Below are 18,520 nucleotides of genomic sequence, written 5' to 3'. Positions count from 1 at the left end.
TCAAACCCGTTCCCGGTTCCGCCGTTCGGCCAGCGCGATCTGATCACGCAGAAAATCCGCAAATTCGATCCCCTGCGCCTTCAGCGCCTTCGGGTAGAGCGATGCGGCGGTCAGGCCCGGCAGCGTGTTGGTTTCCAGATAAACCAGCCCCTTCGCCGAGACGATGAAGTCGGTCCGGGAATAGCCGCTGCAGGACAACGCTTTGTGCGCTCGCAGCGCCTGGTCCATGAGCGCGGCTGTGATCTCGGGCGAAAAACGCCCAGGGCAGATCTCCTGGGTCGATTTCAGCAGGTATTTCGCCGCGTAATCGAACGCGCCATCCGCGGGCACGATCTCGATCGGCGGCAGCGAAAACATCGAGCCGTCCGACTGCTCCAGCACGCCGCAGGTCGCTTCCACGCCCGAGATGAACGGCTCGATCAGATATTCCTCTGTTTTTGCGGCGTTGCGTACGGCGACGAGATCCTGCTTCGCATTGACGAAGATCAGGCCATAGCTCGATCCATCCCGCGCCGGCTTTGCGATCAGCCTGCCGTATTCGGCAAACGCCGCGTCGAGGTTTTCCAGGGCGACACCGGCCGGTGCCGCGACGCCCGCAATCGCCACGAATCGTTTGGCCGCCACCTTGTCCAGGGCGAGATTGGACGACGCCGAGCCGGAGCCGGTGAAGGGAATCCCGCGCAGTTCGCACATCGCCTGCAACTCGCCGTTCTCGGCCCGGCCGCCATGCAGGCCGAGCACCAGCACGCGATCCTCAGCCCTGGCCTTGTCGAGCGCCGCTTCGAGGGACAGGCCGCGGTTGCCGGGTTTGAATTCATCCTCGAATGGACGCGCGTGCCCGAGCAGTTGCTGCGAGGCGACCTCATGCACGGTATCGGCAACATCCCAGAACCAGAGATCGGCTTCCGGCAACGCCCGATGCAGCGCCTGGCCGCTCGCGACCGAGACCAGCCGCTCCGTGTTAGTGCCGCCAAAGAGAATGGTAATCCGCATCAGCCTCTACCTATCCGTCATTCCGGGATGCTCCGAAGGAGCAGACCTCAGGTGTGCAATTGCACACCGGGGAATCTCGAGATTCCGGGTTCGCGCTTCGCGCGCCCCGGAATGACAATTACGATGGAATCCCGATCCGCTTGATTTCCCAGTGTAGCTCGATTCCGGAATTCGCCTTAACCCGCTCGCGCACGGTTTCACCCAACGTTTCAATATCATGCCCGGTGGCGTTACCGGTATTGATGAGGAAATTGCAGTGCATTTCCGACACCTGCGCCCCGCCGACACGAAGGCCCCGGCAGCCGGCGGCATCGATCAGTTTCCAGGCGCTGTTGCCGGGTGGATTCTTGAAGGTCGATCCTCCAGTCTTTTCGCGAATCGGCTGAGCGGTTTCGCGATGGGTCTGCACCTCGTTCATCCGCGCGCGAATGGCTTCAGCGTCCGTGACGGCGCCGCGAAAACGCGCGGAGGTGAAAATGACTGAAGCGTCGACGCCGCTGTTGCGATAGACGAACTTCATATCGGCATTGCTGAAGACATGCCTGGCGCCGTCGCGACCGATGCCGGTGGCCTCGATCAGAACGTCCTTGGTTTCGCTGCCATTGGCGCCGGCATTCATCCGCAGCGCGCCGCCGATGGTGCCGGGGATACCGAAGAAGAATTCCATGCCGCCGATATTGGCGGCTACCGCGGTCTCTGCCACGCGCTTGTCGAGCGCGGCCGTGCCTGCGTTGACGGTATCGCCTGAAGCGGACGTCTCGCCGAACGCCCGCGGCGACAGGCGGATCACTACCCCCGCCATGCCACCGTCGCGCACAATCAGGTTGGAGCCGACGCCGACGACATAGACCGGCAACTCGTTCGGGAGCAGCTTCAGGAAGTACGCGAGATCGTCTTCATCCGCCGGCGTAAACAGCACCTGCGCCGGCCCGCCGACGCGAAACCACGTCAGCTCCGCCAGCGACTGGTTCGCCAGCAACCGCCCGCGCAGCTCCGGCATCGCGGATTTGAGATCGGGTGTGATGTCGGGATAGGTCACGAAAACTCTCTCAACTCGTCATGGCCGGGCTTGTCCCGGCCATCCACGTCTTGCAGTATCTCGGCGTGGCAGGTGGATACATCTATATTCTGACCAATCGTCCGAACGGCATCCTGTATGTCGGCGTAACAAGCGATCTTGTCCGCCGAGTATTCGAACATCGTTCCGGATTCGTCGACGGCTTTACCAGGCGGTACGGATTGAAACGGTTGGTCTATTTTGAACAATTCGACGACATTCGTGACGCTATCCAGCGCGAACACAATATCAAGCATTGGTCGCGCGCGTGGAAGGTCTGGAAGATCGTCGCGATGAACCCGGATTGGGACGATCTCTTCGACGAAATTACGAAGTAAAGACGTGGATGGCCGGGACAAGCCCGGCCATGACGAAGTTGGAGACGGCGCGCCCATCACCCCAACGCCTTCAATTCGCCCGGCAGCGCGTAGGCCCATTGCGTGATGTTGCCGGCGCCCAGGCAGACGACGAGGTCGCCGGGACCGGCGAGGCCGTGAACCACCTTGGCGAGTTCGCCCGCGTTCGGCAGCGGGATCACCTCGCGATGCCCGTGGGCGCGCAGGCCTGTGACAAAATGATCGCGGTCGATGCCCTCGATCGGCGCCTCGCCGGCCGGATAGACCTCAGCGACCACGACCGCATCGGCATCGTTGAAGCAGGTGCAGAACTCCTCAAACAGCGATTGCAGGCGGGTGAAGCGGTGCGGCTGAACTACGCCGATGACCTTGCCGTTGGTGGATTCACGCGCCGCTTTAAGGACGGCCGCGATCTCAACGGGGTGATGGCCGTAATCGTCGATCACGGTGACGCCGTTCCACTCCCCGGTCCGGGTGAAGCGCCGCTTGACGCCGCCAAAACCTGCGATCGCCTTGCGGATCGCCTCGTCGGACATGCCGAGCTCGTGCGCCAACGCGATCGCCGCCGTCGCATTCGAGGCGTTATGCCGTCCGGGCATCGGCAGCATGAGGTCCGATATCTCGTGCGTGGCGTCGGTCTTGCGGTTGCGGAACACGACCTTGAATGTCGAGCCGCCGCCGGTCGGCGTCAGGTCGACCAGCCGCGCGTCGGCCTGCGGGTTTTCACCGTAGGTGATGATGCGGCGATCCTCGATCTTGCCGACGAGGCTCTGCACCACGGGATGATCGGTGCACATCACGGCAAAGCCGTAGAACGGCACGTTCTCGACGAAATTGCGGAACGCGTCCTGGATCGCCTCGAAAGTCTTGAAGTGATCGAGATGTTCGGGATCGATATTGGTGACGATCACGACATCGGACGGCAGCTTCAGGAACGTGCCGTCGCTCTCATCGGCTTCGACCACCATCCAGTCACCGGCGCCCAGCCGCGCGTTGGAGCCGTAGGCATTGATGATACCGCCGTTGATCACGGTCGGATCGAGGCCGCCGGCATCGAGCAGCGTCGCCACCATCGTCGTCGTCGTGGTCTTGCCATGAGTGCCGGCAATCGCGACGCAGCTTTTCAGCCGCATCAGCTCGGCCAGCATTTCGGCCCGGCGCACCACCGGAATGCGCTGGGCGCGGGCCGCCATCAATTCGGGATTGTCACGCTTGATCGCGGTCGAGACCACGACCACGTCGGCGCCGTCGACATTCTCGGCCTTGTGGCCGACCGAGACCTTGACGCCCTTCTCCCGCAGCCGCGCGACATTGCCGCTCTCGGAGGCGTCGGAGCCCTGCACGGTATAGCCGAGATTGACCAACACCTCGGCGATGCCGCTCATGCCGATGCCGCCGATCCCGACGAAGTGAATGGGTCCGATCTCGCGCGGCAGTCTCATGGATATGTCCTTGGCCGTCATCGCCCGCGAAGGCGGGCGATCCAGTATTCCGCGAAGCTGAGGCTCAAATCAGGCGCCGCGGAGTACTGGATGCCCCGCTTTCGCGGGGCATGACAAGGGGCAATTTTGTACGCAACGGCCTAGATTCCGGCGGTTTTCATCACCAGATCGGCTAACCGTTCGGCGGCATCCAGCCTGCCGACGCTGCGGGCGGCTGATGCCATCGCGGTCAGCCGCGCCGGTTCGGCGGCGAAAGCGGAGATTTCGGCGGCCAGCCGGTCGGGCGTGAATTCTCCTTGCGGAATCCGTAAAGCGCCATCCACCTGGGCCAGCACGCCGGCATTGGCGAACTGGTCCTGGTCGATCGCGCCGGGCAGCGGCACCAGAATCGAGGGCCGGCCGATCGCGGCGAGTTCCGCCACCGTGCCGGCGCCGGAGCGCGAGATCACGAGGTGGCTCGACGCCAGCCGCGCCGGCAGGTCGGAAAAGAACGGCGCGAGTTCGGCATTGATCCTGCGCCGCTCATAGATCGCACGCACCCGCCCCATATCTTCCTTGCGCACCTGCTGAGTGAGAATCAGGCGGCTCCACAGCATTGGCTCCAGCTTTTCGATTGCGCCCGGCACGATATCGCTCATGACCCGCGCGCCCTGGCTGCCGCCGACCACCAGCAGGCGGAGCGGCCCGTTCGGTTCGGGAGACGCAAACGGCACAGCGGCGGCCGTGAGGATCGCGGGCCGCATCGGCGTGCCGACGGTCACCGTCTTGCCGGCGAGATCGGGATCGCGATCGAGCACGCCCGGCAGCGAGGTGGCAATGGCGTTGACGCGGCGGGAGAGAAAGCGGTTGGCGCGGCCGAGCACGGCGTTGGCGTCGTGAATGATGCCGGGCACGCCGAGCAGCCTTGCTGCTATCAGCGGCGGCACCGTCGGATAGCCACCGAAGCCGACCACGGCGGCAGGTTTTAGCCGCCGCTCCAACCTGGCAGCCACCAGCGTGCCGTAACCAAGCGTGTAGACGGTGCGCGCCAGCGCCAGCAGCGAGCGGCCGCGCACGGTCTCGCTCGGCACCACGTCGATATTTTCCCTGGTGAAAAGTCCGCTGTAGCGCAGGGCGCGAGCATCGGTCGCCAATCGCACGCGCAGGCCGCGTTTGATGAGCTCGACGCCCAGCGCTTCGGCGGGAAACAGATGACCGCCGGTGCCGCCGGCAGCGAGTAGAATGAGAGGTGCGTTGTCCATGGCTTCAAATAGCCCACGACGGAGCCGCCGTCACCACGTCCGTGCGGTCAAGCGTAACCGCGCGCCACTCCGGCCGCGTTCATCGATTCCACCTCGGTGCGCGGACGCTGCCGTGTCAGCGCCAGCATCATGCCGACGCCATAGGCCAGCGAGATGATCGACGAGCCGCCATAGGAGATGAAGGGCAGCGTCATGCCCTTGGCGGGAATCAGTTGCAGATTGACCGCCATGTTGATCGCGGCCTGCACACCGAACAGGATCGCAAGCCCCGACGCCGCAAAGCGCGCGAACATGTCCTCGCTCGAATAGGCGCGCGTCAGCGTGCGAATCACGACGAAGGCGAACAGCGCCACCAGCGCCAGGCACAGGATGATGCCGAACTCTTCGGCGGCCACCGCGAACACGAAGTCGGTATGGCTGTCCGGCAGGCTGCGTTTGGCAATGCCCTCGCCGGGCCCAAGCCCGAACCAGCCGCCGTTCCAGAACGCCTCCATCGCCATATCGACCTGGAACGTATCGCCGGAGGCCGGGTTCATGAAGCGCCTGATACGGCCCGCGACGTGCGGGACCAGAAGATAGGCGCCGAACAATCCGAGGCCCGCGGCGCCGGCAAGGCCGGCCACCCAGATCATCCGCATCCCTGCGATGAAGAACAGCGCGCCCCACACCATCAGGATCAGCATGGTCTGGCCGAAATCCGGTTCCATTACCAGCAGCGACACCAGCGTCAGCAGCAGCACGATCGCCATCGACGTTGCCGGCATTTCCGGCCGCTTGGTCGATTCCGCAAACAGCCACGCCGCCATCACGACGAAAGCGGGTTTTGCGGATTCGGAAGCCTGGATGTTGACGCCAAGCAGCGTGATCCAGCGCCGCGATCCCTTCACCTCGGGCCCGAAGACAAGCGTCGCCACGATCAAGAGAATGCTCACCACGAACACCAGCAGCGCGAGACGGCGGATCTGCTTCGGCGACAGGAACGACACCCCGATCAGCACCAGCAAGGACGGCAGCAGGAACAGCACATGCCGGCCGAAGAAATGGAAGGGATCGAGCCCGATCCGCGTCGCCACCGGCGGACTCGCCGCCAGCGACAGGATGACGCCGCCCAGCATCAGCGCCATGATCGCGCCGAGCAGCAGCTTATCCACGGTCCACCACCAGTCCGAAAACGGCGTGCGTTGGTCACGGTGGAGCATGGGCGTCCCCAAATGGCAGAGATAACGCCCATTGGTGGAGCAGGATGGTTTATGGGGAGTTAATGAGATGGGTAACTTTTGAGGGATCAACCGATGCGGCGTAGGATGGGTGGAACGAAGCGATATCCATCAAGTTTGGTTGAGAAACGGTCCAGCGTCGAGAAAGCGTTAATAAGACCATTATCATTTATGACCGCGTAGTGGCTCCTCACGAATAGTCGTCATACCCGCGAAGGCGGGTATCCAGTAAGCCGCGGCCTTGCGGTTCTATCGCTGACGCCTCTGGAATACTGGATCACCCGCCTTCGCGGGTGACGACAGCTCTTTGGACGGAACGAATCGATACCTATCAATTGGCATTTATGAGCTGATCGGTTTCGCAACGGCACCGAAACGCCCGATTTCCGGTCGGCAACAGTTCACTTTATTTTTGTCTCGGCCGCCATCAGCTCTTTACCTTCCGCGGTCGTGATCGTGAGCCGCACCTGTTCGCCGCTGCCGCCGGCGGGAATCGTCGCAGAAATGCGATTTCCGTTTTTCGGGTCGGCTGTTACGGCGTCGTTGAACAATATCGCATCGCCGCGTTTCAACGTTACGCGCAAAGGCGTGGCCGGTTCGATGCTGAAGAACTGAAGACTCACGCCGGATGCGGCGGCCGAGAAATTGATCAGGATATTCTCGTTCGCAGCCGTCACGTTGCTCATGCCGACGGTCGGGCTGTAGGTCTCCGGAATAGACACTTCGCCCCGCGCGGGAAGCTGGGCGCGGTGGAAAAACTGGTCCGACATGCCCGCCCATAATTCGACGTAGGGCCGCGCTTCGGTCGGGTCCTTGCGTGCGTCGGTCTCGTTCGTGAATGACTGATATCCCCACGTCCACATCTTCAAACCCCGCGTGACCTTATTGTCGGCGATGCGGATGATCCCTTCTTCGTTGTCGTGGTTGATCACGCCCCAGAAATTCCCGCCCAGCATATCGGGCGCTGCGTATGCGATGCCCATCGTCGGCCAGTTCCTGAAGTAGCGCAGTTTTTCGAAACGGCTCCTGCCCGTGCCTGCGCTCTCGTCGCCGCCGGACAGATTGGCCGACCAGGCGGGCGTGCTGTAGGCCTCGATCGGCGCGATGATTTCGGCGCCGCCGGTTGTCCTGGGATTATTCGGGTCCGATCCCGGCGCGAGCGTCGTGCACGTCCAGTACTCGTAGTCGATCGTCCGGGCTTGCGGATTTTTCAGCACCGCGCGCGCATCGAGCGCGGCGCGATCGGCTTTCAGCGTGACATAGTAAGTCGCTTCGATACCCGTCGAACCCTTGAGGAACTGCTTTGGTGCCGCGGAATATGCGAAATCATCCTTAAGCGACATCGACACCGTCACTTCGCCGGCGCTCTCCTTCACCACCTTGAAATCCCACGGCTTCAGCCACGTCCGGCCGTGCTCGGCATCCGGGAAGGTGGGGAAGATGCCGCCATACACCATCAGCCAGTCGTAATAAAAATTGCCGGCCTCCATGCCGTAAGGCACGCCTACTTCCGTGCGATAGAGCTGTTCGTGGCCGGTCGGCTTGTAGATGATGGAAAGAATGCGCCCGCCGAATTCGGGGACGAGCGTTACCTTCAGATAGCGATTCTCGAGCACGTGGGTCTTGAACGTGCGATCGACGATGGTCTTCTTGTCGAGCGACCCGCCGACGAATCCGTTCTCCGCAGAGGTCGCGTACTTGACGGTGCTCCACGAAATCGTCGACTCGCGGAGAGACACTCCGTCGGATACCGGCGCAGCCGCACCCGCGACGGCATGAAGCGCAAAGGTCGCTGGGAGTACCGCTGACGCGAAACGAACAAGGTTACGTGGGGGAGCATGATTTGCCATTTGCGACACTCTCTAGTCAGCAGGAGCTCTCCCACGTCGCATTCATCGAACCGGAAGCAATCCATTCAAAAGCCGCACCTCAGGCACGTCGGAAACCCGGTCTCGGGCAGTCCGAAGCAAATCCTGATCGGCTTTGGGAAGCGACGGCAAATCACCGTCCTTGAAGAAGCCCAGGGCCTTGAGAGGAAGCGCGGGATCTCTTCGGTAGTTCACAGCGAACGCCCCTAACGCCCTCTCCAGTGAAACGCCGGCCGACAACATCGCCGAGATGTCGCGATAATCCTTGGCTTCAGCCCGGTCCAAAATCGCCTTCAGCTTGGTGGCGAGCAAGTCGTCGAGCGACGCAACCACAAGCACCCGATCCCTCGTTCGGAGCGGATCATTGATGCGCCCCAGCGCGAGCCCTCCGAAGAAGGATACCTTGACCGGGCCGGATGGCATCGACACGCCCACGACAAGGGTATTTTCGTCTTCCTGAATAGTTCGCGCATTCTGGACAAACTGAAAGCTTGCCTCGATCCGCGCTTTCTCCAACGGCTCGGCCTTGAAGAAATCGAAATCGATCGAGACGCGATGGCCAAGGTGGAGCGCAACGGCGGTGCCTCCATACAAGACGAAAGACAGATCGGGCGCGGGAGCAAGCTGGGGCCAGATCTCCTTCTGGGCCTGTGGTAGGATTTCGATCCGAGGATCAAACGGGTCCGGCATGGAACGATCTCATGGGAGCTTCATCGGGTATCGAGCGGCCCGTGGCCCGCATCAAGCGGCCACGCCAAAACTCCCATGACCGCTCGTCAATCCATCCCGGCTCGGCCTGAAGCATGGTCTCGGCAAGCCGATCGTAGCCAAGCATTTGCTCCAACTGCCGCACCTCTTCGAAGCCGGCCATGCTCATCGCCTGGGCCAGAATTCTGGCCTCCGAACGGGGTTGCGAACCGACGTGCTCCCACCAGAAAAATTTCCTCTCCAATTCGGACAAAAACTCCTTGGGGAGGCGGGTCAGTGAAGTTTCCATGGCCATAAACTTAGCATGAGCGGCCAAGGTAGGCCAGTCGAGGCGCAGGCGGAGCGGACGGTTCAACCCTCACACCACCGGCTTCACGCCCGGCAGCGCCGTCACCAGATCGCGAAACTTCGAGCCACGGATTTCAAAATTGCGGTACTGGTCGAACGAGGCGCAGGCGGGTGACAGCAGCACCACCGGATCGACCAGTCCTGACGCCTCCGCATCGCGCGCGGCATTGGCGACAGCAACATCGAGCGTCTCCGAAATCTCGTGCGGCACGCGCTCACCGAGCGTGCCGGCAAATTCCTGCGCGGCTTCGCCGATCAGATAGGCTTTGCGGATGCGCGGGAAATATTCTGACAGGCCGGTGATGCCGCCCTGCTTCGGCTTGCCGCCGGCAATCCAGAAAATATCAGCGAAAGACGACAGCGCGTGCGCGGCGGCGTCGGCATTGGTGCCCTTGGAGTCGTTGACGAACAGCACGTTGCCGCGACGGCCGACCTGCTCCATGCGGTGCGCGAGGCCCGGGAAGCTGCGCAGGCCGTTCTGCAACGTATCGGTCGAGATGCCCATCGCCAGCGCGCAGGCCGAGGCGCATGCCGCGTTCTGCGCGTTATGCAGGCCGCGCAGCGAACCGATGCCCCCTAACCTTGCGATCTCGCGGCGCGCGCCGCCGGAGGCCTGCACGATGGTTTCGCGCTCGACATAGACGCCGTCGGGCAGCGGGTTCCTCACGGAGATCCGCACCACGCGCTTGCCTGATTGATCGAGCCGGTCGGCGATGTTGCGGCACCAGCCGTCATCGACGCCGACGATGGAGGTACCTTTCGGCTGCACGCCGGCAACCAGCCGCGCCTTCACGGCGGCGTAATGCTCCAGCGTGCCATGGCGGTCGATATGGTCTTCGCTGACATTGAGGAGAATGCCGACGGACGGATCGAGCGAAGGCGCCAGATCGATCTGGTACGACGACATCTCGACCACATGCACCCGCCCCATCCGCGGCGGCTCCAGCGAGAGGATCGCGGTGCCGATATTGCCGCCCATCTGGGTGTCGTAGCCGGCGACCTTCATCAGATGCGCGATGAGGGCGGTGGTGGTCGACTTGCCATTGGTGCCGGTGATCGCAACGAACGGCGCGTCCGGCGCATGGCGACGACGCTCGCGGCAGAACAATTCGATGTCGCCGATCACCTCGCAGCCGGCCTGCCGCGCCATCAGCACAGACCAATGCGGCGCCGGATGCGTCAGCGGCGCGCCGGGGGTGAGGATCAGCGCCGAAAAATTCGTCCACGATACCATGCGCAGATCGGCGGTGGTGAAACCGGCCTGCGCTGCCTTGGCGACATTGTCGGCGCTGTCATCGCCTGCGACCACTTCCGCGCCGCCGGCCTTCAGCGCGTGGCAGCTCGCAAGGCCTGAGCCGCCCAGGCCAAACACGGCGACCGTCTTGCCCGCAAAGGAGGTGACGGGGATCATCGCGCGCGGCTCACCGCAGCTTCAGCGTGGAGAGGCCGGCGAGCGCCAGCATCACCGAGATGATCCAGAACCGGATCACGATCTGCGGTTCCGTCCAGCCCTTCTGCTCGAAATGATGATGCAGCGGCGCCATCCGGAACACGCGTTTGCCCGTCAGCTTGAACGAGGCGACCTGCACGATCACGGAGACGGCTTCCAGCACGAACAATCCGCCGATCACGGCCAGCACGATCTCGTGCTTTACGGCAACCGCGGTCGCGCCGAGCATGCCGCCGAGCGCGAGCGAACCGGTGTCGCCCATGAAGATCGAGGCCGGCGGCGCGTTGAACCAGAGGAATCCGAGTCCGGCGCCGAGCACCGCGCCGCACAGCACCGCGAGTTCACCGGTGCCGGCGACGTATCTGATCTGCAGGTAGTCCGAGAAGACCGCGTTGCCGGTAAGATACGAGATCATGCCAAAACTGGCGGCGGCGATCATGACCGGCACGATCGCAAGCCCGTCGAGACCATCTGTCAGGTTCACCGCGTTGCCGGCGCCGACGATGACGAAGGCGCCGAAGATCACGAAGAACCAGCCGAAATTGATCACCACGTCCTTCAGGAAGGGTATCGCAAGCGACGTCGAGGTCGCATCGCGGCCGAGCCGCACCAGCGCGTAGCAGGCGGCGATCGCAATCACCGCCTCGATCATAAGCCGCAGTTTGCCGGCGAAGCCGCTATGGCTCTGTTTCGTTACCTTCAGATAGTCGTCGTAAAATCCGACGAAGCCGAAGCCGAGCGTCACCGCCAGCACGATCCAGACATAGGGATTGAGAGGATTCGCCCATAATAGCGTCGACACCACCAAACCGGACAGGATCATCAGCCCGCCCATCGTCGGCGTGCCCTTCTTGGAAATCAGATGCGATTGCGGGCCGTCGGTGCGGATCGGCTGGCCCTTGCCCTGCCGGAGCCGCAAATGATCGATGATCCAGGGCCCGAACAGGAATACGAACAGCGCGCCTGTCACCATCGCCCCGCCGGTGCGGAAGGTGATGTAGCGAAACACGTTGAACAAGCCGCGGAAGATGCCAAAACCGGGTACGGTGTTGGAAAGCTCGATCAGCCAGTAAAACATTCAGGTAGGCCCTATCACGCGGCTTGGTTGCGCCGTCTTTGGCGGGAAGCCCTCCGGGAACGCCTTCGTTCCGGGAATGCCTTGATAATCGTTTTGATCCGCAAACCAAGCAAATCTTGGTCATGCACCTGGTATTGACGAATCGCCTCTCGCCGAAACAACAGCCGTCAGGTGCGGCCAGTTTACGCCTTTGCCTGCAAGGCGGCCAGCAGCCTCGGCACAAACTTGTTCACCCAGAACATCTTTTTGCTGCCCTTGACGACCACCACGTCCCCGTCCCGGAGCAATGCGGCGATTTGTTGGGGATCGAGCGTGGCCGGGTCTTCATGCCAGCCGAGCGCCCGGTCCGCCGGCACGAGATCGTATAAATGGCGCATCAGCGGGCCGACGCAGTAGATGCCGTCGATGCCCGGCAGGTCGCGTCCGAGCTTCTCGTGATAGGCGGGCGCGTCAGCGCCCAATTCCAGCATGTCGCCGAGAATGGCGATGCGCCGGCCGGCCTTCACCGGCCGCGCCTTCAGGCTGCCGAGCGCGGCCACCATGCTGGCCGGGTTGCCGTTGAAACTGTCGTCGATCACGGTGACGCCATGGGCCGCCTGCTCCACGCCACGGCCGGTCATGATGCCGACATGGCTGAGCTCTTTGGCCAGCGCCGCAGGCTCAAGCCCGGCGGCGTGGATGGAGGCCAGCGCGGCAAGCGCGTTCTGCAGCCGGTGCGGCGCACCGGGCGTCAGGCCAAATTCGACGTGCATGCCGTTCACATCAGTGGCGACGCTCCAGCTCTCGCCCTCGGGTGTATGCTTCAGTTCCCGCACCTCGGAGGCCTCACCGAAGCGGACGACCTTGCCGCTCCATTCCGGCGCCGCGACATCATCAGGCAACACCAGCACGCCGTCCTTTGGCAGGCCTTGTACGATGCTCACCTTCTCGCGCCGGATCGCCTCAAGACTCCCGAGCTTTTCCAGGTGAACCGGCTGGACGTTCACGACCAGCGCCACGGTGGGCTTTGTCAATTCGCTGAGCCGCGCGATCTCGCCGGCCTGGTTCATGCCCATTTCGACGACCCACACGCTCGCATCAGGGCTGGCGTTGCACAGCGTCAGCGGCACGCCCCAGAAATTGTTAAAACTGCTCGGGCTGGCATAGGCGGCAGGATAGGCGGCGAGGAATTCCTTGGTGCTGGTCTTGCCGGCGCTGCCGGTCAAGCCGATCACCGGACCCTTGAACCGCGCCCGCGCGGCGCGGGCCAGTCTCCACAAGCCGTCGATCAGCGTGTCCTTGACGATCAACTGCGGAACGCCGACGCCGTCGATCCGATGCGGAACGATCATCGCGGCCGCGCCGGCGGCTTGCGCCTTGTCGGCGAATTCCCAGCCGTCGCGCGCGCTGGCGAAGCTGGAGATGAAGCCACCGCTCGGCGTGCCGCTCAGCGCCACGAACAGGCAGCCGGGTTTCACCAGCCGGCTATCCTGCGTGACGAAATCAATCGGCGCATCCGGATACTCGCCCGACAGCCCGAGCGCGCGCGCGACTTCGGCAATGGTCCACAATGGCGTCGTGCTCATGCCACCCTCGCTGCGAGCGCGGCGGTCACCGCCTCGTGATCACTGAACGGCAAGACCTTGTCGCCGACGATCTGGCCGGTCTCGTGCCCCTTGCCGGCGATCAAGAGCGCATCGCCGGGCTGCAGCGCCGCTATCCCTGCCCTGATCGCTTCCGCGCGATCGCCGATGTCGCTGGCGCCTTTCGCCGCCTCCAGAATGGCGGCGCGGATCGTGGCCGGATTTTCGCTGCGCGGATTGTCGTCGGTGACGATGACGTGATCGGCATTCTCGGCCGCAATCGCACCCATGATCGGGCGCTTGCCGGCGTCGCGATCGCCGCCGGCGCCGAAGATGACGACGAGCTTGCGTTTGGCGTAGGGCCGCAGCGCCTGCAGCGCTTTCGCCAGCGCGTCCGGCTTGTGCGCGTAATCGACAAAGATCGGCGCGCCATTGTGTTCGCCGACCCGTTCCAGCCGCCCCTTGGCGCCTTCGAGGTGTTCGAGTGTCGCGAACACCGCCGCCGGTTCGCTGCCAGTCCCGATCGCGAGCCCGGCGGCAACCAGCGCGTTCTCGATCTGGAACTCGCCGACCAGCGGCAACTTGATCGCATACTTACGCCAGCGATGTTCGAGCGTGAGCTTTTGCGCAAAGCCTTCGACCGCAGCTTCGACAAGACGAATGCCCTCACCCGCGCCGTCCGCACTGCGGCCGACGGCGATGATCCGCAAGCCCCGAACCCGCGCCGCGTCGATCACTTCTGGCGAGCACTCATGATCGGCCGAGATCACCGCCGCACCACCCGGCGGGACAAGATCGCGGAACAGCCGCATCTTGGCGGCGAGGTAATGCGCGACATCGGGATGATAATCCATGTGGTCGCGCGAAAGGTTGGTGAAGCCACCTGCGGCAATACGCACGCCATCGAGCCTGAACTGGTCGAGCCCGTGCGAGGATGCCTCGAAGGCGAGATGCGTGACGCCCTCGCCTGCGATCTCGTCGACCTGCTTGTGAAGCGCGATCGGGTCCGGCGTCGTCAGCGAACCGTAGACCGTGCGCTTCGGCGAAACGAGCCCGATGGTGCCGATACTGGCCGCGGCGTGGCCGAGCCGTTCCCAGATCTGGCGCGTGAAGGCGGCCACCGACGTCTTGCCGCTGGTCCCGGTCACCGCCGCTGTTGTCGCGGGCTGGCGCGGATAAAATCGCGCCGCCGCCAGCGCCAGCGCGCGGCGCGGATTTGACGTGACGACAAAGGGCACACGGAGGCCGCCGGCCGGCGCATGGTCTCCTGCTACCGCAACCGCGCCCGAGCTGATCGCGGCATCGATAAAGCGAGAACCATCGGTCTTGCTGCCGGCGAGCGCAAAGAACAGGTCGCCCGGCTTCACCGCCCGGCTGTCGACCGCCAGGCCTTTAACATCGACAGCTTCCGCCTGCGGCTCGATCGCAGCGTCATCGCTGAAGAGGTCGCGAAGTTTCATAGTGCTCCAGTCCGGCCCGGCGCAGCGTCGCGCGGGTGATATACGCCTTACTGGGTTGTCCTCGATGCCGCAAGAATAAGGCGGTCGGACGGCGGCAGATCGAAGCGCGGCTCAATGCCCAGAAGCGGTCCGATGCGGGCAATCACCTTGCCGCCGGTCGGCACCGCGTTCCAGCCCGAGGTGATGAAGCCATAGGTTTCCGGCAGCGCCTTCGGTTCGTCCAGCATGACCAGGAGCTGGTACTGCGGATTATCGGCCGGAATGATCGCGGTGAAGGAGTTGAGCACCTGCTTCTTGGAATAGCGCCCGTTGACCACCTTTTCCGAGGTGCCGGTCTTGCCGCCGATATAGTAGCCCTTCACGTCCGCCTTCTTGGCGGTTCCGATCTCGGCGTTCAGCCGCATCAGATAGCGCATCTTGTCGGAGGTTTCGGGCCTGAGCACCTTCTTGGCGATGGCCCGCGCCTCCTCTTCCGACCGCTTGAGGAAGGTCGGAGGGATCAGGAGGCCGCCATTGATGCAGGCGTTGATGCCCATCACCGCCTGCAGCGGCGCCACCGCGATACCATGACCGAAGGCAGCCGTGATGGTGTTGAGTTCGGTCCAGCGCTTCGGCACGATCGGCGAGGCGCTTTCAGGCAGTTCGGTGCGCAGCCGGTCCATCTGGCCGAGCTTCTTCAGGAACGCCTTGTGCGCCTCGACGCCTTGCGTCAGCGCGATCTTGGCCGCGCCGACGTTCGAGGAGAAAGTGAACACTTCAGACAGCGTGATCGCGCGGCCGACCGGATGGGTGTCGTGAATGGTGAACTTGCCGAACTTCAGCGCGCCGCGTCCGTCATAGAGGGTGTTCAGGTTGGCCTTGCCGGAATCCAGCGCCATCGCCAGCGTCAGCGCCTTGAAAGTCGAGCCCATTTCGAACACGCCCGTGGTCAGGCGGTTGATGCGGTCGGGGTCGTGCGCCTCTTTCGGATTGTTGGGATCGAAATCCGGCAGCGACACCAGAGCCACGATCTCGCCGGTCCGAACGTTGGAGACGAGGCCGGACGCCGCCTTCGCCTTGTATTTTTCCTTCGCCTTCAACAATTCGTCGCGCAGCGCATGTTCGACGCGCAGGTCGATCGACAGTTCCACCGGCTTCTGCAGGCGATCGGTGGCAAAGCCGGCGCGGTGCAGATCGGCCAGACCGTTATTGTCCAGCCACTTCTCCATCCCGGCGATGCCCTGGTTGTCGATGTTGACGAGCCCGATCAGATGCGCGACCGCGGCACCGGTCGGATAGACCCGCTTGTTCTCGCGCAGGAAGCCGATGCCGGGAATGCCGAGCTTGTGGATGTCGTGCTGCTGCTTTGGCGCGATCTCGCGCTTCAGCCACACAAAACCCTTGCGCGACGACAGGCGTGTGCGCGCCTCTGCCGTATCGAGGTCCGGCAGCGCCGCGGTCAGGAGTTCGATCGCCTCATCCTTGTCGATGATGCGCCTGGGCTCACCGAACAGGCTCGGCGCCTTGACGTCGGTGGCGAGCACCTCGCCATTGCGGTCGACGATGTCGGGCCGCGCGGTCGCAATCGCGTCCTGCGAGCCGGCGCGGCGCGCGCCGTGGCTGTCGGCGCCGACCGCGAACATCACCAGACGTCCGGCCAGCACCGCGTAGATCGCCGCGAACAGCAGGATGGCCAATCCTACCCGGGCCCGCGCCTTGGCCGCGCGATCGACGTTGCGCCCGTAGAGCAGGCTGCGGATCAGCCGCTGCCGCCATGGCTCCGCGGGCCGCCTGATGCTGGTGAGCGCCCGGCCGGTCATTGCTGATCTCCCGCTGCGGGCACGGACCCGGTTGTGGGCGGCGCATCGGTAGCGGCCTCGATGGTGTTGATCATCGCGCCGATTGGGTCGGGCGCACCGGGCCTTGCAAAGGCCGGCGGCCGCTCCGGCAAATTCTTCAACTGATCATATTGCGTGGCGTTGAGCGGCTTCAGGCCGAGATGGCGTTCGGCGAGCCCTTGCAGCCGCAGCGGCGCATCGAGCTTGGCCCATTCCGCGCGCAATGCTGCGATGGCGTCGCGCTGCTCGCGGATTTCGGCGTTCAGCCGCAGCACGCGTTCGACGCGCGAGGTCGATTCCATCTTGATCCGGTAGACGTAAGCCGCCGCGAACACCAGCACACCAATGACGAGGAAGTGGATGACACGCATTGGTCAGCCTCCCCTCATCACGTCAGCGAGAACGGGCCAGGCCGGCAGGCGGCCTGCCGCATGCGCCGGCGCAGCGGTGCGCTCGGCAGCGCGCAGTTTCGCGGACCGCGCGCGCGGATTGGCGGCCACTTCGGCTTCGCCGGGGGTAACGGGACGTTTGGTCAGGATATGAAAACTCGGCGCAGCCTGCGCCATCTCGGGCAAGTGCCGCGATCCGCCGCCGGTCTTGCCGCGCGCGTTGAAAAAATCCTTGACGATGCGGTCCTCCAGCGAATGGAACGAGACCACCACCAGCCGCCCGCCGGGCTTCAGCACGCGCTCGGCGGCCGAAAGCGCCAGATGCAGCTCGTCAAGTTCCGCGTTGACGAATATTCGCAAGCCCTGGAACGTGCGCGTCGCCGGATGAATCTCGTTCGGCTTCGAGCGCACCACCTTGCCGACGATATCGGCCAGCGCTTGCGTGGTCGTGATCGGCGCTTCCTTGCGCGCCGCAACGATGGCGCGCGCAACGGCGCGCGAATGGCGCTCCTCGCCGAAAATATAGATGATGTTGGCGAGATCGGCTTCGGAGGCCTTGGCAACGACGTCCGCCGCCGTCGGCCCGTCATGGCCCATCCGCATGTCGAGCGGGCCGCCGAGCCGGAACGAAAAACCGCGCTCGGCCTGGTCGAGCTGCATCGAGGAAACGCCGACGTCCATCACAACGCCGTCCACTTCTGCAATGCCTTGCGCCGTGCAGATGTCTGCGAGGTTGGAGAATCGGTCCTCGACCAGGGTCAGCCGGCCGTCCGACTGCTCGACCAGATCGAATCCGCCGGTAACCGCAGACCGGTCGCGGTCGATGCCGATGACCCGGGTTCCCGCGACGGCGAGGATCGCGCGGCTGTAGCCGCCGGCGCCGAAGGTCGCGTCGACATAGATGCCGCCCTCCCTGGGAGCCAGCATCTCGACCGCCTCGCGGCCGAGCACCGAGATATGGCGCGGAGCAGCCGGGCTCATGCGCCGTCCCCCAGCGTGGTCCAGCCTGCAACATGGAAGATGGACGCGAACAGGCCCATTGCGCCTCAAATCTCTGCGCTTCGCCGGGCTTTTCCGGCCAAAAAGCCGCGAACAGGCACGATTGCCGTCTCTCGCCCGGCCTCGCGCCTCATTTCCAGACGGAATTTGCTGGGTTGCCATGGCATTTCGAGCGCGAAAGAGGGCCTCGGCCGTCCCCAACCCGGTTCGGCTCTTCACCACTTAGTAACGGCACTTAGCGTTAAGAAAGCGTTGATGATCGGCTGCGGGTTTTGCGCGCTTTCTATAGCGTTTTCGAGCGAAGTGGGCACCGGTTCGCGTGAAGAAAACGCGTCAAAACAAGAGCCTAGAGCTTCGGTTCTGATTCAATCAGAACCGAAGCTCTAGATACCAAAAAATGGTGATGCACCTCGCACACACCCGGTCAAAATGCGAGCTGGAACTCGAACCCCGGATTGCACGAGCGCGAGGTAAATGAATAGTAAACGGCATTGCTGCTTAAGACACTATGTTGCCGTTCTCCCGCCCGGTTTGA

Annotated in this window: 16 protein-coding genes; 1 reads left to right on the top strand and 15 read right to left on the bottom strand. The window is 63.6% G+C overall.

Annotated features, from left to right (window positions below; translation table 11 throughout):
- Positions 1–993 carry a D-alanine--D-alanine ligase family protein gene (locus V1293_RS31885; protein ID WP_334515204.1) on the bottom strand — a complete coding sequence of 331 codons (993 nt, stop codon included), beginning with the start codon at positions 991–993 and terminating at the stop codon, positions 1–3.
- 118 nt (positions 994–1,111) lie between these two features.
- On the bottom strand, positions 1,112–2,032 hold the full coding sequence (gene murB / locus V1293_RS31880; RefSeq protein WP_334515202.1) for a UDP-N-acetylmuramate dehydrogenase: 921 nt from the start codon (positions 2,030–2,032) through the stop codon (positions 1,112–1,114).
- 20 nt (positions 2,033–2,052) lie between these two features.
- Between murB and V1293_RS31875 the strand changes: the two genes are divergently transcribed.
- A complete protein-coding gene (locus tag V1293_RS31875; RefSeq protein WP_334515201.1) occupies positions 2,053–2,388 on the top strand; it encodes a GIY-YIG nuclease family protein in 336 nt (111 codons plus the stop codon).
- Positions 2,389–2,444: 56 nt separating this feature from the next.
- Here the strand turns inward: V1293_RS31875 and murC are convergent, their stop codons facing one another.
- The 13 genes from murC to rsmH all read right to left on the bottom strand — a co-directional run bounded on the left by murC (position 2,445) and on the right by rsmH (position 17,967).
- On the bottom strand, positions 2,445–3,848 hold the full coding sequence (gene murC, locus V1293_RS31870) for a UDP-N-acetylmuramate--L-alanine ligase (protein WP_334515198.1): 1,404 nt from the start codon (positions 3,846–3,848) through the stop codon (positions 2,445–2,447).
- Positions 3,849–3,988: 140 nt separating this feature from the next.
- On the bottom strand, positions 3,989–5,089 hold the full coding sequence (murG, locus tag V1293_RS31865) for an undecaprenyldiphospho-muramoylpentapeptide beta-N-acetylglucosaminyltransferase (RefSeq protein ID WP_334515196.1): 1,101 nt from the start codon (positions 5,087–5,089) through the stop codon (positions 3,989–3,991).
- A gap of 47 nt (positions 5,090–5,136) precedes the next feature.
- A complete protein-coding gene (ftsW, locus tag V1293_RS31860) occupies positions 5,137–6,288 on the bottom strand; it encodes a putative lipid II flippase FtsW (RefSeq protein WP_334515194.1) in 1,152 nt (383 codons plus the stop codon).
- Positions 6,289–6,707: 419 nt separating this feature from the next.
- Positions 6,708–8,045: a DUF5107 domain-containing protein gene (locus V1293_RS31855; protein WP_334515192.1), complete on the bottom strand. Its 1,338-nt coding sequence runs from the start codon at positions 8,043–8,045 to the stop codon at positions 6,708–6,710.
- Positions 8,046–8,198: 153 nt separating this feature from the next.
- Complete coding sequence (locus tag V1293_RS31850) at positions 8,199–8,864, bottom strand: nucleotidyl transferase AbiEii/AbiGii toxin family protein (protein ID WP_334515190.1); 666 nt, start codon at positions 8,862–8,864, stop codon at positions 8,199–8,201.
- Positions 8,848–9,237: a hypothetical protein gene (locus V1293_RS31845; protein ID WP_334515188.1), complete on the bottom strand. Its 390-nt coding sequence runs from the start codon at positions 9,235–9,237 to the stop codon at positions 8,848–8,850. The genes V1293_RS31850 and V1293_RS31845 overlap by 17 nt, the downstream gene beginning before the upstream one ends.
- Positions 9,238–9,240: 3 nt before the next feature.
- Positions 9,241–10,641 carry a UDP-N-acetylmuramoyl-L-alanine--D-glutamate ligase gene (gene murD / locus V1293_RS31840; protein WP_334515186.1) on the bottom strand — a complete coding sequence of 467 codons (1,401 nt, stop codon included), beginning with the start codon at positions 10,639–10,641 and terminating at the stop codon, positions 9,241–9,243.
- A 10-nt stretch (positions 10,642–10,651) separates the two neighbouring features.
- Positions 10,652–11,758, bottom strand: coding sequence for a phospho-N-acetylmuramoyl-pentapeptide-transferase (gene mraY / locus V1293_RS31835; RefSeq protein WP_334515184.1), 1,107 nt, complete (start codon positions 11,756–11,758; stop codon positions 10,652–10,654).
- Between the two features lie 182 nt (positions 11,759–11,940).
- Positions 11,941–13,323 carry a UDP-N-acetylmuramoyl-tripeptide--D-alanyl-D-alanine ligase gene (locus V1293_RS31830; RefSeq protein ID WP_334515182.1) on the bottom strand — a complete coding sequence of 461 codons (1,383 nt, stop codon included), beginning with the start codon at positions 13,321–13,323 and terminating at the stop codon, positions 11,941–11,943.
- Positions 13,320–14,780 (bottom strand): UDP-N-acetylmuramoyl-L-alanyl-D-glutamate--2,6-diaminopimelate ligase, encoded by a 1,461-nt coding sequence (locus V1293_RS31825; protein ID WP_334515180.1) that lies wholly within the window; start codon positions 14,778–14,780, stop codon positions 13,320–13,322. Before V1293_RS31825 ends, V1293_RS31830 begins: the two co-directional genes overlap by 4 nt.
- 47 nt (positions 14,781–14,827) lie before the next feature.
- Entirely contained in the window at positions 14,828–16,579 is a 1,752-nt protein-coding gene (locus V1293_RS31820; RefSeq protein ID WP_334515178.1) for a peptidoglycan D,D-transpeptidase FtsI family protein, read from the bottom strand.
- The gene (gene ftsL / locus V1293_RS31815) at positions 16,576–16,968 is read right to left on the bottom strand and encodes a cell division protein FtsL (protein WP_334515176.1); all 393 of its coding nucleotides are present in this window, start codon (positions 16,966–16,968) and stop codon (positions 16,576–16,578) included. Before ftsL ends, V1293_RS31820 begins: the two co-directional genes overlap by 4 nt.
- Positions 16,969–16,971: 3 nt before the next feature.
- Positions 16,972–17,967, bottom strand: a complete 996-nt coding sequence (gene rsmH, locus V1293_RS31810) for a 16S rRNA (cytosine(1402)-N(4))-methyltransferase RsmH (protein ID WP_334515174.1) — start codon at positions 17,965–17,967, stop codon at positions 16,972–16,974.
- Positions 17,968–18,520 lie beyond the last annotated feature (553 nt).

The organism is Bradyrhizobium sp. AZCC 1693, assembly GCF_036924745.1.
GTDB lineage: Bacteria > Pseudomonadota > Alphaproteobacteria > Rhizobiales > Xanthobacteraceae > Bradyrhizobium.
Note: the sequence above shows the minus strand (reverse complement) of the source record. Positions and strands in the feature narration are given on the sequence as shown.

Bases quoted from the DNA above. Each gene is read 5' to 3' on its own strand.
- rsmH (WP_334515174.1), bottom strand. From the start codon at position 17,967: ATGAGCCCGGCTGCTCCGCGCCATATCTCGGTGCTCGGCCGCGAGGCG.
- V1293_RS31885 (WP_334515204.1), bottom strand. From the start codon at position 993: ATGCGGATTACCATTCTCTTTGGCGGCACTAACACGGAGCGGCTGGTC.
- murG (WP_334515196.1), bottom strand. From the start codon at position 5,089: ATGGACAACGCACCTCTCATTCTACTCGCTGCCGGCGGCACCGGCGGT.
- ftsL (WP_334515176.1), bottom strand. From the start codon at position 16,968: ATGCGTGTCATCCACTTCCTCGTCATTGGTGTGCTGGTGTTCGCGGCG.
- V1293_RS31830 (WP_334515182.1), bottom strand. From the start codon at position 13,323: ATGAGCACGACGCCATTGTGGACCATTGCCGAAGTCGCGCGCGCGCTC.
- murC (WP_334515198.1), bottom strand. From the start codon at position 3,848: ATGAGACTGCCGCGCGAGATCGGACCCATTCACTTCGTCGGGATCGGC.
- V1293_RS31820 (WP_334515178.1), bottom strand. From the start codon at position 16,579: ATGACCGGCCGGGCGCTCACCAGCATCAGGCGGCCCGCGGAGCCATGG.
- murD (WP_334515186.1), bottom strand. From the start codon at position 10,641: ATGATCCCCGTCACCTCCTTTGCGGGCAAGACGGTCGCCGTGTTTGGC.
- V1293_RS31875 (WP_334515201.1), top strand. From the start codon at position 2,053: ATGGCCGGGCTTGTCCCGGCCATCCACGTCTTGCAGTATCTCGGCGTG.
- V1293_RS31825 (WP_334515180.1), bottom strand. From the start codon at position 14,780: ATGAAACTTCGCGACCTCTTCAGCGATGACGCTGCGATCGAGCCGCAG.
- ftsW (WP_334515194.1), bottom strand. From the start codon at position 6,288: ATGCTCCACCGTGACCAACGCACGCCGTTTTCGGACTGGTGGTGGACC.
- V1293_RS31850 (WP_334515190.1), bottom strand. From the start codon at position 8,864: ATGCCGGACCCGTTTGATCCTCGGATCGAAATCCTACCACAGGCCCAG.
- mraY (WP_334515184.1), bottom strand. From the start codon at position 11,758: ATGTTTTACTGGCTGATCGAGCTTTCCAACACCGTACCCGGTTTTGGC.